We start from the raw sequence: 15733 nt of genomic DNA, 5'->3' as shown, positions 1-15733 counted from the left end.
GAGAAAGACCCATGCCGAAACCGCCATTGCGCGACAAGGTGCTCAAGAAGAAGGCGTGTTCCTTCTGCAAGGAAAAGAACACGCAGATCGATTACAAGGACACGACGCTGCTGCGTAAGTACGTCAGCGACCGCGGCAAGATCCGCGCGCGTCGAGTCACCGGCAACTGCGTCCAGCATCAGCGTGACGTGGCCGTTGCCGTGAAGAACTCGCGTGAGGTAGCTCTGCTCCCCTACGCCGCGACGGCTCGATAAGAAAGGGGCGATCACTCATGAAGCTGATCCTCACCGCTGATGTGGACAACCTCGGTGCGCCCGGCGACACCGTGGAGGTCAAGGACGGCTACGGCCGTAACTTCCTGCTGCCCCGCGGCCTGGCCATCCCGGCCACCCGTGGCGCTCAGAAGCAGGTCGAAGGCATCCGCCGCGCTCAGGAAGCTCGCGCCGTTCGCGGCCTCGAGCACGCCAACGAGCTGAAGCAGGCCATCGAAGGGCTCGAGTCCGTGTCGCTGTCGGTCAAGACCGCAGGCGATTCCGGCAAGCTGTTCGGCTCGGTCACCGCGTCGGACGTCGCTTCTGCCATCAAGGCAGCGGGCGGCCCCGTCGTCGACAAGCGCAGCATCGATCTGCCGAAGGCTCACATCAAGGCAACGGGCAAGCACGACGTCGTCGTGAACCTGCACCCCGATGTGGCTGCCAAGTTCAAGCTCGAGGTCGTCGGAGCCTGATTCCGGCTTCCGGCCCACTACGGCTGAAGAAAGCCCCACGAAACACTGTTTCGTGGGGCTTTTTTCGTGCCTTGTCACAAGAATGAAGTGCTGCAAACGATTTCATCTGTGAAGCAGGTCTCATAGGGGGCGGTCGGTGTCCGTTTTGCGTACTGTCGGTTACTGGGCGACACACGAATAGGCAACTACGACAAGACACGCACATGACCGATCGACGTCTAGACGCCCGGAGGACCTGCCGTGACAACGACAGTGGACAAGGATTCAGCAGGGGCTGAATCATCGAAGAAGGATTCCGAGCAGACGTCTCGGGTCAGGGGAATTCTCAGATACGACGTTCCAGCGTCGCTGGTCGTTTTCCTTGTGGCAGTACCGCTTTCGATCGGCATCGCAGTCGCGTCGGGAGCACCCATCATGGCCGGCCTCATCGCTGCGGTCATCGGTGGCATTCTCGCAGGCGCCCTGGGCGGTTCGGCATTGCAGGTCAGTGGTCCTGCGGCCGGACTCACCGTGGTGGTAGCCGAACTGGTCAACCAATTCGGTTGGGCCGTAACATGTCTCATCACCGTCGGGGCCGGCGCAGTCCAGATCCTGTTGGGGCTCAGCAGGATCGCACGACATGCACTCGCGATATCTCCGGTGGTGGTGCACGCGATGCTCGCCGGGATCGGTGTCACCATTGCGCTGCAACAGATTCACGTCCTCCTCGGCGGGGAGTCCGAGAGTTCCGCAGTGGAGAACCTGCTCGCCATTCCGACGTCCGTCGCCGACGGTCAGTGGCCGTCCATCTTGGTCGGCGGCGTCGTCGTCGCGCTGATGCTGATCTGGCCCCGACTCCCCGGTGGGGCGTCGAAGGTGCCCGCCGCGCTCGTCGCTGTCGTCACGGCAACCGCGATCTCGGTGTTCATGGATCTCGATGTCGAGCGAATCGACCTGCCCGGCAACCTGATCGAGGCACTGGCACTGCCGGCCATCCCGGACGGTCAGTGGGCGGGCATCGCGACGGGTGTCCTCACGATCGCGCTGATCGCCAGCGTCGAGAGCCTGCTGTCCGCGGTTGCGATCGACAAGATGCACACCGGCCCGCGCACCAACTTCGACCGTGAACTGCTCGGTCAGGGTACGGCCAACATGGTCTCCGGTGTCGCGGGTGGTCTACCGGTCACCGGCGTGATCGTCCGCAGCGCCAGTAATGTCAAGGCGGGAGCCAAGTCTCGTGCCTCGGCGGTTCTGCACGGCGTGTGGATTCTGATCTTCTCGGTGCTGTTCATCTCGGTGGTGGAGCTGGTGCCGTTCGCCGCGCTCGCCGGTCTGTTGGTGATGATCGGTGTCCAGCTGATCAAGTTGGCGGACATCAAGATTGCGCGTAAGACGGGTGACATCGCCGTGTACGCGGTCACCGTCGTCGGCGTCGTCGTACTGAATTTGCTCGAAGGCGTGCTGATCGGACTCGCGCTCGCAATCTTCCTCGTGCTGCGTCGCGTCGTCTGGGCCAACGTGCACGCCGACGAGACCGTCGACGGTACGTGGCGAGTGCACATGCAGGGCTCGCTGAGCTTCCTGTCGTTGCCGCGTCTGACGCACGTGCTGTCGTCGGTTCCCGCCGGCACCAAGGTGCACATGGAGCTTGCCGTCGACTTCCTGGATCACGCCGTGCACGACCAGTTGCAGGAATGGATCCGTCAGCACGAGCTCGGGGGCGGAACCGTCTGCATCGAAGAGAACGGGTCGGCCTCGTTGGCTGCGGCAACAGAGGGGCCGCCGAAGCGTGGCCTCGGAGCGGTCCGCGGTTCGCTGGCGCCGTGGTCGGCATGGCAGCTCAAGAGTGACACCGTCGCCGACGACCATCCGCCTGCTCTACGGCCGGTGCTGTCCGGCGTGGCCGAATATCACCGCACGCATGCCGAGGCGATCAAGCCGCACCTCGAAGGGCTGGAGGAGTTCCAGGATCCCGACACGTTCTTCCTGTGCTGCGTCGATTCACGGGTCATGCCGAACACCATCACGAGCAGTGGCCCCGGTGACCTCTTCACCGTCCGCAACATGGGCAACATGATCCCGGCGCAGGGTCAGGACACGTCCGTTGAGGCTGCGCTGGCGTACGGCGTCGACGTCCTGGGCACCAGCTCGGTCGTCGTGTGTGGACATTCGGGCTGTGGAGCGATGAAGGCCGTCATGGCTGGTCCGGAGAAAGCCGGCGACGAGCGCGTCGGCGAATGGCTGGAACACGGACTGGCAAGTCTCGAGGCGTATCGGAGCGGCCACCCCGTCGGTCGTGCGGCCGAGGAACTCGGCTTCTCCGAGGGCGATCAGCTGGCGATGGTCAACGTGGCCGTGCAGCTGCAGACACTGACGCGGCACCGCGTCGTCGGCAAAGCGTCGGCCGAGGGCAGGTTGCGGGTGACCGGACTGTTCTTCGACATCCCGTCGGCCCGCGTCCTCCAGATCGGCACGAAGGACATCACCGTGCTCGACGGGCCCACGGACTAGGGGCTGATCGAGGGGTTGATCGAAACCCGCGTCTCGGATTCGTCCGCGGCGCGGGTTTCGCCGTTGCTGGGTCGCTGTCTGCGCGGGTTGCAGTGAGTGCGCGGGTTGCAACGTGCGCGGCTGCTGGAAGGTGCGCGGTGGGGTGGGTGCGCGGGGCTGGGCCGCTGTCTGCGCGGGTTGCAGTGTGTGCGCGGGTTGCAACGTGCGCGGCTGCTGGAAGGTGCGCGGGTGGGTGGGGTGCGCGGGGCCGGGCGGCTGTGTGCGCGGGTTGCAGTGTGTGCGCGGGTTGCAACGTGCGCGGCTGCTGAAAGGTGCGCAAATGCGAGGGACGCACGGCCGCAAAAACAGAGGCCGAACGTCCGCAATGTCGAGGACCGAATGGTCTGTATCTACCGCGGAGTAGCGAAACCGGGTCGACTGCCGGGATTTGTGAGTGTTCCCAGGCACTGTGACCGGATTCACTCTCCAGTTCACTTGCCATTTACTCAACACGCCCGAGTTGTCAAACTCGGGCGACACGCCGGGTGATAATTCATACACAGGACAGAAAGTTTCTACACAGTCCCTACGCTGCGCGTATGCCACCTCAGGGCGAAGTTATACCCAGGTTGTCCCCAGATGGTCAACACAGTTGTTCAACGCTATCCACATTCGTTCCACAGATTCATCCACAGCCCGTGTTGTGACGTGAGACGAGACCACATAACGTGCCTCCAGCGTGTCTCCGCGGCCCGGTTGGGCGTGAACGGCGGCGGAGACGTCTCGGCATCTACGGGGGTGTCGGTGTGCCGATGTACAACTTGTTCCGACGGGTCGCGAAGTGGTAGCGGCCGGCGGTGTGCGATGGGAAGGACGGTCGAGTTCGCGTGGCAGTTGTGGACGATCGAGGGCAGCCCGACTACTCCTCCGAACCACCCCCCAGCGAAGCGCCCGGTGAGGATTTCGGTCGACAGCCTCCACAGGACATGGCGGCGGAGCAGTCCGTCCTCGGCGGCATGCTGCTGAGCAAGGACGCCATTGCGGACGTTCTAGAGGTGCTTCGGCCGGGCGACTTCTACCGCCCGGCGCACCAGAGCATCTACGACGCCATCCTCGATCTCTACAGCCGAGGTGAGCCCGCCGACCCGGTGACGGTGTCGGCCGAGCTCGATCGTCGCGGTGAGCTCAAGCGCATCGGTGGTCCGCCGTACTTGATCACCTTGACGCAGACGGTGCCGACGGCAGCCAACGCCGGCTTTTACGCCGAGATCGTCGGCGAGAAATCGATCCTGCGCCGTCTTGTGCAAGCAGGCACTCGCATCGTGCAGTTCGGTTATGCGGGCTCGGACGGTCAGGATGTCGCCGAGGTCGTCGACCGTGCGCAGGCCGAGGTGTACGAGGTCACCGAGCGTCGTACCGCCGAGGACTTCTTGCCTCTGGAAGAGCTGCTGCAGCCGACGATGGACGAGATCGACTCCATCGCCAGCCGCGGCGGCATCTCGCTCGGTGTGCCAACCGGATTCGCGGAGCTCGACGAAATCACCAACGGTCTTCACGCAGGTCAGATGATCATCGTGGCGGCTCGTCCTGGTGTAGGTAAGGCCCTCGCGCTCGACACGAAGCTCGCGACGCCCGACGGCTGGACCACCATGGGCGAGGTCATGGTCGGCGACCAGCTCATCGACGCGCACGGTAAGCCCACCCGTGTCGTGGCCGCGACGGACGTCATGACCGATCGGCCCTGCTACGAGGTCGAGTTCTCCGACGGGTCGGTCATCGTCGCCGACGCACAGCACCAGTGGTTGACCGAGACGCGCGCTTCGCGCAAGTCCGCGCAAGCCGCAAAGACTCAGTACAACGGTTACCGCTCGCAGCAGACCTTCGCGGAGGTGCGTACCACCGAGGAGATCGCGAAGACCGTTCGCTGCAACACCAAGGATGCACGCCTCAACCACTCGGTGGTGAACGCGGAAGCAATTCAGTTGCCCGAGCGTGATCTGTTGGTGCCTCCCTACACGTTGGGTGCGTGGCTCGGTGACGGCTCGTCGTCGTGCGCTCAGATCACCAGCGCGGATCCTGAGGTTCTGACCCGTATCGAGGGAGAAGGGCTGCGGGTGACCAAGTCCGCCGCGGCTACCCTGCGCTATTCCATCCAGCTTCCTTCCGAAGAAGTAGTGGTGAAGGAATGCGTAGTGTGCGGCAAGGAATTCTCGCCGTTCCCACTGAACGTCCGAACCTGTGGTCAGTCATGCGGTGGCAAAGCGCGTTTCATGTCGGAGCCAGTGCCGGCGGCCGCGTGCGTCGACTGTGGAGCGCCGACCACCGGACTGCACCGTTGCCAGGCGTGCAGAAGCACAGTGGGCACAGTGCAAGCACGTCTGCGCACCATCGGTGTGTTGGGCGACAAGCACATTCCGACCGAGTATCTGAGAAGCTCCGAGGCCCAACGTCGAGCGCTCCTCGCGGGCTTGCTCGACACGGACGGAACGGTCACCGGTGGAGGCTCGGCGCAGTTCAGCGTCACCAACAAGCGACTGGTCGACGACGTGCGTGAGCTCGTCGTCAGCCTGGGTTACCGGGTGCAGATGTCGACGAAGCGAGTCAAGGGGCGTAGCGAGGCGTCGTCCACTGCCTACACGCTGACATTCGCAACCGATGACATCGTCTTCGGTCGGCATCGAAAGCAATTGCTGCACAAAGAACGTCGTGCTGCGTCGACGACCGTCCGGTCGGGCTCTCGGTTCATCGTCGACGTTCGCCCGGTCGCGTCGGTTCCCGTGCGTTGTGTCGAGGTCGACAATATCGAACACCTGTACCTCGCGGGCGAGTCGATGATCCCGACGCACAATTCCACGCTGTCTATGGACTTCATGCGTTCGTGCTCGATCAAGCATGGATTGCCGAGCGTCATTTTCTCCCTGGAGATGAGCCGCACCGAGATCGTGATGCGTCTGCTGTCTGCAGAGGCGAAGATCAAGCTCGGCGACATGCGTTCGGGCAAGATGACCGATGACGACTGGACACGGTTGGCGCGCCGTATGAGCGAGATCAGCGAGGCGCCGCTGTTCGTCGACGACTCCCCCAACCTGACGATGATGGAGATTCGTGCGAAGGCGCGTCGCCTGAAGCAGCGCCACGGGCTGAAACTCGTTGTGGTGGACTACCTTCAGCTGATGTCGTCGGGCAAGAAGGTCGAATCACGTCAGCAGGAGGTCTCGGACTTCTCTCGTCAGCTGAAGCTTCTCGCCAAGGAGTTGGAAGTGCCGGTGGTCGCGGTCTGTCAGCTCAACCGTGGCCCCGAGCAGCGCACCGACAAGAAGCCCATGGTGTCCGACCTCCGTGAGTCCGGATCGCTCGAGCAGGACGCCGACATGGTCATCCTGTTGCACCGTCCCGACGCGATCGAGCGTGACGACCCGCGTGGCGGCGAGGCCGACCTGATCCTCGGCAAGCACCGTAACGGTCCGACCGCGACCATCACCGTGGCGCACCAGTTGCACCTGTCGCGGTTCGTCGATATGGCGCGGGGTTAGGTTCTACCCCGCCGCTGATTCCGTCGAGGCACCGAACCCGAGTACGGATCGAATCGCCGAAGCGGGCCCGGAAATTACCGGGCCCGCTTTGGTACGTATCAGGCGAGGGGGCAACCGACGTTGTAATCCCAGTCGGTGCCACCGGGGCCGGTGACCTTCACGAGCACCGAGCTTTCTGCTCCCGGCGGTAGGTTGATGACAGTCCCGCCGGTGCCCTCGTTGATGTCGTCACCGATCGGTCCGGTGCTGAAGACGAGAGCTCCCTGATAGAAGACGTCGATGACGTCCGGGATGTCGTACGTCTCCCATGAAATCCCGAACGACAGTGGTCCGCTGCGTCCCAGGTCGTGGTTCGTCTGGGTGATGCCGGGCCCGCCGGCGATGGTGGCGTTGTTGCAGAATTGGCGTGGCGCAGCCGATCCCGACCCGGGAAGGCTGTTGAAGATCGAGATGCCTTCGTCGAACACTCGACGTGCACCGCCGCGAATATCGCCGTCCAGGATGCTGCTGCCGGCGTCGAGGAAGGCACTTCCAATGTTCACTGCGCCTTCAGCGCTACCGTTAGTGATCTCTGCGCTGCCCGGAATGGGCTGAGCCGCAGCGATTCCCGGTGCGAGCAACGCCAGTGACGCGGTTGCTGAGGCAGTCATTGCTACGAGAATTCGTCGTCCAATCAACATGATCTACTCCGACTCAGGGGTGAGGGCAGGGTCGGAAATCATGATGGCAGCGACGATGCGTCCGGAATATCCTCCGATCGGCTGTCCGTCGATGGATATACAGGTGAGCGTGTGCGCGGGCCCTGTCGTCGCCGTCAGGAACCGGACGCGGCGCCTACGATTGTCCGACCATGCACAGACGACGCGACCTGCGTCGCGACTTCCCGTACCTCCGCAGCCAACACGTCGGCCGGCTTGGTGTCCGACTCGTGCAACACGGTCGTCGAACCGACTGTCGCACCGCAGTATTCGAAGATTCCCCGCTCCATCTGGATTCGGATGGCGTCGTGGATGTCGTGCCGACGGAAGCTGTCGGCGTCGTCGCCCGCAACCGGGACCAGGTGGATCGTCAAGCGTCCCAGCCTCTTCTCGAAGCTGCTACCCGGTGTGTAGTCGAATGCCCACCCGTTCACGAACACCCGGTCGATCCACCCCTTGAGAAGGGCGGGGAACGACCACCAGTACATCGGGAACACCAGCACGAGGTGGTCGGCACGATCGATCCTTTGTTGCTCTGCAGCAACTGCTTTCGGCGTCGAACCCTTGCCCCGGTAGAAGTCGAGGTCACTGGAATCGAACCTCGGATCGAATCCTTCGGCAGCAAGATCCGCGAGTTCGACGCCTCCTCCCGCGGCGCGCAGGGCGTCGGCTGTCGCGTGTGCGACGTGGTGGGTCAACGAGTTCGGGTCGGAATGGGACACCACGACAAGGCTGTTCATGAGAAGTCCTTTCGGAGGCGAATACGCTATGTACCAACGGTAGGTTACTATCGGTACATAGCGCAAGGAGGTGTCCGATGGTGAGAACGCGATTGTCGCGTGCCGAGAGGTACGACCAGCTGATCGACGTGTCGTGGGCGTTGGTGCGGGAAGAAGGCGCCGACGCCCTGACGCTCGGCCGGTTGGCAGAGCGCGCAGGCGTCGCGAAACCTGTTGTGTACAGCCATTTCGCGTCGCGCGCCGCCCTTCTGGCCGACCTGTACACCGAGTTCGACGACCGGCAGGCTGCCATGCTCGAGCAGTACCTGGCAGACAGTGACGCAACGCTGTCCGGGCGCGCTGCCGCGATCGCGAACTCGTACGTCGGATGCACCCTCGCGCAGGGGCGGGAGCTGACGGGGGTTCTTGCCGCGCTGGAGGGCTCGCCCGAACTCGAACAGGTCAAGCGGACGGCCGAGGAAAAGTACTCGAACCGTTGCCGCGAACTTCTGGAACCGTTCGCCGGCCCCGCGGGAGTCACGCAACCGTCGATGACCGCAATCTTCGGTGCCGCCGAGGCGCTGTCCCGCGCGGCCGCGGCGGACGTCCTGGAACCCGACCAGGCTCGGGCTGAACTGTCGTCGTTGATCGAGGCGATGGTCGGTCGCATCTAGCGGACCGGCCGGAGAACGCACCTATTGTCATTTCGCCTGTCCAGGACTATACGCATATGTATGCGTATAACGACGGGGTCGGTTACGATGGTTTCGTGCCCAACAAGACCATCTACGTGTCCGACGCCGACCTGCCCCTACTGCAACGAGCGCAGGAACTCACGGGCGGAAACATGTCGTCGGCCATCGTCGAGGCACTGCGTCGGCTGGTCGACGTCGAAGAAGGCAAACGAGAGGGCTTCCAGGAGGTCGTCGTCCGGGTCGGCCCCGGCGAGGGTCGTAGGCAACGATTCGTCGGGGTGCTGCTCGTCGAGTGGGGTCGTTCCACCAAGGATCGCGTCGAGGAGTTCCGCGTATACCGCGGCCGTTCCGGCAAATTCGTCGTACACACCACGAAGTCTCCCGAAACGTCCTGGACCGCAGGTGCCAACGGTTCCGCGCAGGGATGGCGAAAGTATCTCAGCAGCGACCAGCAGTGGAGTACCACGGCTGCGACCGCCACCCTCGACATCGCCGACGACTTGGATGCACTGCGTGAGGTGATACCTCCCGAACTGTTCGCCTTGGTGTCCGATGCAACCGCAGACCCGGTGGTCGAAGACCTCGATATCTGAAACACATTGTGTGACAACACTTCACTGACGCGCTGGCGTTGACGTAGCCGCGCATTCTCGTCGTACCGCCGCCGATCGGGTGATGCGGTCGACTTCATCTGCCCGAAATACTCGGGCCACACGGGGAGAACTCGTCATGACCCTGTCCACTCGTTCGCCCGCGGTGTATGTGCGCGGCCTTCGTAAGACGTACGGCGACCAGACCGTGCTCGACGGAATCGATCTCGACGTCCCTGCGGGGACCGTGTTCGCGCTGCTCGGCCCCAACGGTGCGGGCAAGACCACGACAGTGCACGTACTGTCCACTCTGATTGCACCGGACTCGGGCGAGGTTGTCGTCGCCGGACACGACCTCCGGAAAGACCCGAACGGTATTCGCCGCGCCATCGGTGTCACAGGCCAGTTCTCGGCCGTCGACAAGCTGTTGACCGTCGAGGAAAACTTGCGGCTCATGGCCGATCTGCACCGGCTCGGCCGTGCCGAAGGCGGCCAGAGAATCGCGTCGCTGCTCGCACGCTTCGAACTCGCCGATGCCGCACGGAAAACGGCCCAATCGTGTTCGGGTGGAATGCGTCGCAAGCTCGATCTGGCGATGACTCTGGTCGGCGAGCCGAGTGTCGTTTTTCTCGACGAGCCGACAACCGGACTGGATCCGCGAGCACGAAAAGTATTGTGGGATACGGTTAGCGAGCTCGTGGCCGACGGCATCACGATCGTCCTCACCACCCAGTATCTCGACGAAGCGGACGCATTGGCCGACACGGTGGCCGTGATCGACGAGGGGCGCGTCGTGGCACAGGGCACGCCTGCCGAGCTGAAACGACGGGTTCACGGAGGGAATGTGCGGCTCCATCTGGCCGACAAACGTGCGTTCGACGCTGCGGCACAGGCCTTTCCGAACGGGACCGCTGGTGTCGACGATGCCGTCTTGACGATTCCTGGCGCAACCGATGTCGCCGGGCTGCGAGCGGTTCTCGACCATCTCGATGCACTGGGCGTGGAACCGGATCATCTCGAGGTGACGGCCCCGAATCTCGACGACGTCTTCTTCGCCCTCACCGACTCCACCACCCGAAAGGTCGCGCCATGACTACGCTGTCGCCCGCGTTCCAAGATTCTGCGGTGATGTTCCGCCGCAACCTGATTCATCTTCGACGCTACCCGAGTATGACGGCCGTCCTCGTCGGGATGCCCGTCGTCTTCCTGCTTCTGTTCGTCTACGTCTTCGGCGGAACGCTGGGAGCCGGGTTGCCGGGAGCGGGCGGTCGTGCTGCTTACCTCGCATACGTGACGCCGGCGATCATCGTCATGGCTGCGGCGTCTGCGGCTCAAGGCACCGCCATCTCAGTCGCCACGGACATGACCGAAGGCATCATCTCGCGTTTCCGCACGATGGCGGTCTCACCCGGTTCGGTCCTGACCGGGCATGTCCTTGCCAGCGTAGTGCAGGGCCTGCTCGCTATGGGTGCTTTGATCCTCGTCTCGGTAGCGCTCGGGTTCCGGCCCGACGCAGGCCTACTGGACTGGCTCGCGCTGCTCGGAGTCCTTACGCTGCTTGCACTCGCGCTGACCTGGTTGTCGGTGGCACTCGGGCTCGTGTCGGACAGCGTCGAAACGGCGAGCAACCTGCCGATGTTCCTGATCATTCTGCCGTTTCTCGGAAGCGGATTCGTACCGACGGACTCGATGCCGACGGTTCTGCGGTGGTTTGCCGAGTACCAACCGTTCACGCCAGTGATCGAGACCGTGCGCGGTCTGCTGGCAGGTGACGTCCGACCAGCCACGGCCACTTGTGCGGTCGCGTGGTGCGTCGCCATCACTGCAGCCGGTTACCTGTGGGCGAGAAGACTGATGCGTCGCGAGCGCACCCGCTGACGAAACGTCCACTTTCGAGGACTGTCTCGGACACCGGCCCGCCGGTAGCGTCCATCTGTGCTCGACGGCCTACCCGTCTCGGCGAGATTCGCATCCCCAGGAGGACCCATGCCCGGTTTGCTCGAAGACAAAGTTGCCATCGTCACGGGCGGGTCGAGCGGGATAGGGCGAGGGATCGTCGAGAAGTACGTCGCCGAGGGTGCGAAGGTCGTCATCGCGGACATCCGCGACGACGACGGGTCGGCGCTCGCCGGTCAACTTGGCAAGAACGCCGCGTTCGTACATTCCGACGTGACGAAAGAGGAGTCGATCGAGTCGACGGTCGCCTTCGCCGTCGACACCTTCGGTCGTCTCGACGTGATGGTGAACAACGCAGGGGCACAGGGTGACCCGTCGACGATCCTCGACGTGCACGCCGACGGTTTCGACAAGACCATCGCGCTGCTGACGCGGTCCGTTCTGCTCGGCACCAAATACGCGGCGGCCCAGTTCATCCAGCAGGGTTCGCCGGGTTCGGTCATCTCGACCGCCAGTGCTGCTGCCCTGCAGGGCGGGTGGAGTGCGGTGGGTTATACCGCCGCCAAGCATGCGGTGGTGGGCCTCGTCAGGCAGGCTGCCGCAGAACTCGGCCAGTACGGAATCCGGGCCAACGCCATCGCGCCCGGAATCATCATGACCCCGATCATGTCTCGCACGTTCGGCGTCGAGGACGGGCGATCCGAGGAGTTCACGACGTTCCTGGCCGAGCGACTGGGCCCCGGCCAGCCGTCGCGTCGCGTGGGCTTTCCCGCCGACATCGCGGGCGTCGCAACCTTTCTGGCCAGTGAGCTGTCCGAATACGTCAATGGGACCGTCATTCCCGTCGACGGCGGTGCAACGAGCGTAACGCTGGGCACGTTCGCGACGGATGTCGTCGCGGCAGCGAACGAATTCGTCTCCGGCGCAACTCGATAACACTCACGGGTCGTACCGCCGCCGCCTCGTTTTCTGTGCCGGAACGACGAGCGTCGGCATCGCCCGCGTCAGATAGTCCGCGAACGCAGGCGCGGTGAAGGCAGCCGTCCCGTCGTCGCGCAGGTAGATCATTCCCTTGTCGACGAGATCGCTTCGCGTCGAGTGGCATCGATGTGCAGTACGCTCGAGCAGCCGGGCGGTCTCGGCTTCCTCCGCGGCATCGACCACCGCACGCAAGTACGCCAGCTCCAGTTCCGTTGCCCGAGCGAGCATTGCGCCGAAGTAGTGACGATCGACGTGCTCGACGTAGGCCGTCTCTGCCGCTGCGCCCACCACGGCCGAGCCTCCAGCCCTCTGCCACAGGACGTACCCGAGCGCCTGGACGAAGGCCGGAACGCCACCGGTACGTTCGACGGCCCATGCGATCGCGTCGTCGTCCCATTCCTGATGCGTGCGAAGCAGATCGGCAGTCTCGGCACTGGACAACGCCTCCAGTTCCACGAAATCGAAGAGGCGCTTCGCGCGGACCTGCGTCTCGGGCATGAGCGCGTCGGATCTGGGGATTCCGGCGCCGACGAGGGTGATGGGCAGCTCCCGCAGGTATGTCCGGTGTAGCCCATCGACCAGCGCGCCGAGTTGTCGGACGGTCAGGTGATGCATCTCGTCGACGACGAAGACGACGCCGGTGCGGTGCTCGTGGGCTGCCTCGCCGAGCGCCAGGAGAACGGCGGTGACGTCAGCCGCGAGATCGCCGGTGTCGGCGCTGCCCGGCGCCGTCAGGTCCCAGTGTGCGGTGAGCGGACTGTTCTCGCCGAGGGGTGACGCGAACGATCCCAGCGCCCGTGCCGCGGCTTCGGTCTCGCCCGACCAGCGCGAGCGCGGCGCGAGGGAGAACAGTGCACTACGGAACTCGAAGGTGAACTGACGGCGAAACCCCAGGTCGTCGCGTCGGACAACGCCGGTGTCGACGACCGTCCACCGACGTCGACGTGCGATCTGCGCGAACTCACGCAGGAGGACGGTCTTACCCATTCCTCGCAACCCGGTCACCCACTGAGATTGCCGAGGATGTCCGCGTTCGAGCCCGTCGAGCAGCGTCGTGAATGCAGTTCGGTATCCCTCGCGCCCGACGAGCATGCCCGGCTGCGCTCCGGCGTCGGAAGTGAAGGGGTTTTCCATACCGAAAGTTATATTGTGTCGCCAGAACTAAGTAAATCGCTGGCGGTGAATTTCAGAGGAACCCCCGACCGGGCTAGGGATGCCTGCTGGTCAGGTGCTCGACCATCCAATCGAGGCCGACGGAGACCGCGTCCCGTGCGTGCCGTTCGTCCGCCGTTGCGTCGAAGCCATGCCCGACGCCGTCGACCCTCTGAATCTCCAGCGGTGCGTCGACCTTCGATGCTTGTTCGACGAACCCGTTCTGGCCGTCGACGAAATCCGGTATCTCGTGCTCGACGAGTGTGAGGAACGTGGGCACCGACGCGATGCCCGCGATAGCTTGCTCCGGCGTCGGCCAGCCCGGAGTCCCGGGACCGGGCAGAACGGGGTACGTCAGTTCGACGCACCGCAGCCACGACGGCGGCTCGGCGAGAAGCGGGTAAGCCAGCGGGCCACCGCCGGAGAAGAACCACGCACCCACCGAGTCGCCGTCGGTCGTGGGCAAGGAGCGAAGTCGATCTAACGCCGTCGTGACCGTCTCGAGTGCCTCGGGGTAGAGGAATCCGTTCAGGAGATCATGGTCGACGACGCCGGCCGCGATTCCCCGCCGGGCCAGGTGGCTCGCGTAGTCCCGGTAGAAGCGTGAATGTCGCGGTGTCACTGCGGGTTTCTCGGGAAAGAGTCCGTGAACGAGCAACACACACGGGGCAGGCAGGCCGTCGGCGGGCAGATAGACGTCCAGATTGTCGTACGACTCGGGGGCGACGTGTTCGGCGGGCAGGATCAGGGGCGGATCACTGAGGTCGGGCAGCATGGATTCCTCTCGGCGACGGGATTGTCCAGGAAATCCTCCTCACCGCCATCCGTTCCTGTCCAGTCATTTTCGAGTCTCACCGGGAGCCGATCCGTATGGTTGGTTTCGGGTCGCGAGTAGGCAGGGGTGGAAACATGAGTATGCGAGACAGGTTGATCCGTGCGGAGCCGTCGACGCTCGTGTTCGGTGACCCACACACAGCTGCCGACGGCGCGACCATCATCGCTGTCTCCTCCGTTCGGTCCGACGGATCACGCACGGCGGCAGGGTTGTTCGTTGTAGTGGATGGAAAATGCACGTGGACGCCTGCGGTGGATCAGACGCGCATCGCGATGTTCGGTATCGCGGTCGGACTGGTAGCGGCGACGATCTCCGCCCTTGCAGTCCTACGGCGTCCGCCGTGGCCGGACCTGACCGGGACGGTCCGGATCAACTCCTGAGGAACCTCATCACCGTATCCGTCTGTCCGACGACGGCGTGTCCGATGCCGGGCAGTACCGTGACCGACGCGTCGGCGATCGATTTCCTTACACGACTGGCCGTTTCGGCGGAATCCATCATGACATCACGGTCGCCGACGATCACCTGCACGGGAATCGAGATGCCGCGGAGGTCGTCGTCGGAGAATATCGGCAGTCGCTCGGTGCGCGGCTTGAAGTGCGCGAAAATGCTTACCACGTCGTCGAGAACCGGTGCAGCGGAGGCGGTGTGCAGACCCGTCACCATCTGCGCGGTGCGTCGCCGCCCACGCTTGCCGAAAGCGCGCAAGAGCAGGGCCTTCGGTAGCCATCCCATCGTCTGGCGACCGATTCCGCCCGGGCACAGCAACACCAGCTTGTCGACGCGGGTCGGTCGACGAATCGCGTAGTCGAGTGCTGTCCAACCGCCGAGCGACATCCCGACGAAAGACGCGTGCGCGACGTCGAGGGCGTCGAGTACCTCGTCCAGCCAGGACGCGAGTGCGTCCGTGTCCAAGGGAAGTCGCACAGGGTCGCTTCCGCCGGGTTCGCCCAGCATGTCGACGGCGTGGACTCGGAATTCGCGCGCCCAGGTGGCAATGTCGCCGATCCAGGTTCCGGCATGCGATCCCGACCCGTGCAGCAGAACGAGCGCCGGAGCATTCGCTGGGCCGGACGTGACGACGTGCGTTTCGCCTGCTCGCGTCGAGACGCGTCGCTTCTCCGACGGCACGGGCCAGCTGTCGAGCATGGCGCGGTAGCGGCGCGCGACGTCGTCGGCTCCGGCGGTAGAGGTGTAGATCTGTGTCGTTGTCATGCACGTATCGTGCACTAAAGGAGAAAAATAGGGAAGCATAGGGAGTAGCAAGGAAATATTCGGTTACGACAGCGGCGGCATACGGCTCGCGACCGCGCCACTCGCGGGCATGAATGAACCATCGAAGCCATCCGATCGTATGGATGAACCATTCAAGCGGTGACAGCGCCCCAAAACCGCTCCGCCACAGAGGTTTCCGGCGCCCAGGCACGTCGAAACATGC

15 protein-coding genes are annotated in these 15733 nt (G+C 64.0%); 10 read left to right on the top strand and 5 right to left on the bottom strand.

Annotation, left to right across the window (positions count from 1 at the left end):
- Positions 1-11 precede the first annotated feature (11 nt).
- From rpsR to dnaB, 4 genes are all read left to right on the top strand, one after another.
- Complete coding sequence (gene rpsR / locus DK926_RS08195) at positions 12-254, top strand: 30S ribosomal protein S18 (protein WP_019665161.1); 243 nt, start codon at positions 12-14, stop codon at positions 252-254.
- Between the two features lie 17 nt (positions 255-271).
- A complete protein-coding gene (gene rplI / locus DK926_RS08190; RefSeq protein WP_068430717.1) occupies positions 272-727 on the top strand; it encodes a 50S ribosomal protein L9 in 456 nt (151 codons plus the stop codon).
- 240 nt (positions 728-967) lie between these two features.
- Positions 968-3217 carry a bifunctional SulP family inorganic anion transporter/carbonic anhydrase gene (locus DK926_RS08185; protein WP_068430720.1) on the top strand — a complete coding sequence of 750 codons (2250 nt, stop codon included), beginning with the start codon at positions 968-970 and terminating at the stop codon, positions 3215-3217.
- 875 nt (positions 3218-4092) lie between these two features.
- Complete coding sequence (gene dnaB, locus DK926_RS08180; RefSeq protein ID WP_114330014.1) at positions 4093-6729, top strand: replicative DNA helicase; 2637 nt, start codon at positions 4093-4095, stop codon at positions 6727-6729.
- 98 nt (positions 6730-6827) lie between these two features.
- Here dnaB and DK926_RS08175 read toward each other — a convergent pair whose 3' ends face one another.
- Both DK926_RS08175 and DK926_RS08170 read right to left on the bottom strand, forming a co-directional pair.
- Positions 6828-7379 (bottom strand): hypothetical protein, encoded by a 552-nt coding sequence (locus DK926_RS08175; RefSeq protein ID WP_114330013.1) that lies wholly within the window; start codon positions 7377-7379, stop codon positions 6828-6830.
- A 164-nt stretch (positions 7380-7543) separates the two neighbouring features.
- The gene (locus DK926_RS08170; RefSeq protein WP_114330012.1) at positions 7544-8167 is read right to left on the bottom strand and encodes an NAD(P)H-dependent oxidoreductase; all 624 of its coding nucleotides are present in this window, start codon (positions 8165-8167) and stop codon (positions 7544-7546) included.
- Between the two features lie 77 nt (positions 8168-8244).
- Between DK926_RS08170 and DK926_RS08165 the strand changes: the two genes are divergently transcribed.
- The 5 genes from DK926_RS08165 to DK926_RS08145 all read left to right on the top strand — a co-directional run bounded on the left by DK926_RS08165 (position 8245) and on the right by DK926_RS08145 (position 12263).
- Positions 8245-8820: a TetR/AcrR family transcriptional regulator gene (locus DK926_RS08165; RefSeq protein WP_114330011.1), complete on the top strand. Its 576-nt coding sequence runs from the start codon at positions 8245-8247 to the stop codon at positions 8818-8820.
- A 95-nt stretch (positions 8821-8915) separates the two neighbouring features.
- Positions 8916-9434: an EXLDI protein gene (locus DK926_RS08160; protein ID WP_114330105.1), complete on the top strand. Its 519-nt coding sequence runs from the start codon at positions 8916-8918 to the stop codon at positions 9432-9434.
- Between the two features lie 136 nt (positions 9435-9570).
- Positions 9571-10524 carry an ATP-binding cassette domain-containing protein gene (locus DK926_RS08155; protein ID WP_114330010.1) on the top strand — a complete coding sequence of 318 codons (954 nt, stop codon included), beginning with the start codon at positions 9571-9573 and terminating at the stop codon, positions 10522-10524.
- Positions 10521-11309 carry an ABC transporter permease gene (locus tag DK926_RS08150; RefSeq protein ID WP_114330009.1) on the top strand — a complete coding sequence of 263 codons (789 nt, stop codon included), beginning with the start codon at positions 10521-10523 and terminating at the stop codon, positions 11307-11309. Before DK926_RS08155 ends, DK926_RS08150 begins: the two co-directional genes overlap by 4 nt.
- Before the next feature lie 108 nt (positions 11310-11417).
- Positions 11418-12263 carry a glucose 1-dehydrogenase gene (locus DK926_RS08145; protein ID WP_114330008.1) on the top strand — a complete coding sequence of 282 codons (846 nt, stop codon included), beginning with the start codon at positions 11418-11420 and terminating at the stop codon, positions 12261-12263.
- A gap of 3 nt (positions 12264-12266) precedes the next feature.
- Here DK926_RS08145 and DK926_RS08140 read toward each other — a convergent pair whose 3' ends face one another.
- Together DK926_RS08140 and DK926_RS08135 are read right to left on the bottom strand one after the other, a co-directional pair.
- A complete protein-coding gene (locus tag DK926_RS08140) occupies positions 12267-13442 on the bottom strand; it encodes an ATP-binding protein (protein ID WP_114330007.1) in 1176 nt (391 codons plus the stop codon).
- 73 nt (positions 13443-13515) lie between these two features.
- Positions 13516-14235, bottom strand: coding sequence for an alpha/beta hydrolase (locus DK926_RS08135; protein ID WP_114330006.1), 720 nt, complete (start codon positions 14233-14235; stop codon positions 13516-13518).
- Positions 14236-14369: 134 nt separating this feature from the next.
- Here DK926_RS08135 and DK926_RS08130 point away from each other — a divergent pair, with 134 nt between their 5' ends.
- The gene (locus DK926_RS08130) at positions 14370-14675 is read left to right on the top strand and encodes a hypothetical protein (RefSeq protein ID WP_068430739.1); all 306 of its coding nucleotides are present in this window, start codon (positions 14370-14372) and stop codon (positions 14673-14675) included.
- On the opposite strand, the gene DK926_RS08125 is transcribed toward DK926_RS08130, so the two are convergent.
- Complete coding sequence (locus DK926_RS08125; protein ID WP_114330005.1) at positions 14665-15510, bottom strand: alpha/beta fold hydrolase; 846 nt, start codon at positions 15508-15510, stop codon at positions 14665-14667. The genes DK926_RS08130 and DK926_RS08125 overlap by 11 nt on opposite strands.
- Positions 15511-15733 lie beyond the last annotated feature (223 nt).

The organism is Rhodococcus sp. Eu-32 (genome assembly GCF_003336925.1).
In the GTDB taxonomy this organism is placed as follows: domain Bacteria; phylum Actinomycetota; class Actinomycetes; order Mycobacteriales; family Mycobacteriaceae; genus Rhodococcoides; species Rhodococcoides kyotonensis_B.
The sequence above is the reverse complement of the archived record's forward strand: the minus strand, read 5'-3'. Positions and strand labels throughout refer to the sequence as shown.

Coding starts and splice junctions, on each gene's coding strand:
- DK926_RS08170 (WP_114330012.1), bottom strand. CDS start 8,167: ATGAACAGCCTTGTCGTGGTGTCCCATTCCGACCCGAACTCGTTGACC.
- DK926_RS08140 (WP_114330007.1), bottom strand. CDS start 13,442: ATGGAAAACCCCTTCACTTCCGACGCCGGAGCGCAGCCGGGCATGCTC.
- DK926_RS08150 (WP_114330009.1), top strand. CDS start 10,521: ATGACTACGCTGTCGCCCGCGTTCCAAGATTCTGCGGTGATGTTCCGC.
- DK926_RS08125 (WP_114330005.1), bottom strand. CDS start 15,510: ATGACAACGACACAGATCTACACCTCTACCGCCGGAGCCGACGACGTC.
- rpsR (WP_019665161.1), top strand. CDS start 12: ATGCCGAAACCGCCATTGCGCGACAAGGTGCTCAAGAAGAAGGCGTGT.
- DK926_RS08130 (WP_068430739.1), top strand. CDS start 14,370: ATGAGTATGCGAGACAGGTTGATCCGTGCGGAGCCGTCGACGCTCGTG.
- DK926_RS08135 (WP_114330006.1), bottom strand. CDS start 14,235: ATGCTGCCCGACCTCAGTGATCCGCCCCTGATCCTGCCCGCCGAACAC.
- DK926_RS08165 (WP_114330011.1), top strand. CDS start 8,245: ATGGTGAGAACGCGATTGTCGCGTGCCGAGAGGTACGACCAGCTGATC.
- DK926_RS08155 (WP_114330010.1), top strand. CDS start 9,571: ATGACCCTGTCCACTCGTTCGCCCGCGGTGTATGTGCGCGGCCTTCGT.
- DK926_RS08175 (WP_114330013.1), bottom strand. CDS start 7,379: ATGACTGCCTCAGCAACCGCGTCACTGGCGTTGCTCGCACCGGGAATC.
- rplI (WP_068430717.1), top strand. CDS start 272: ATGAAGCTGATCCTCACCGCTGATGTGGACAACCTCGGTGCGCCCGGC.
- DK926_RS08145 (WP_114330008.1), top strand. CDS start 11,418: ATGCCCGGTTTGCTCGAAGACAAAGTTGCCATCGTCACGGGCGGGTCG.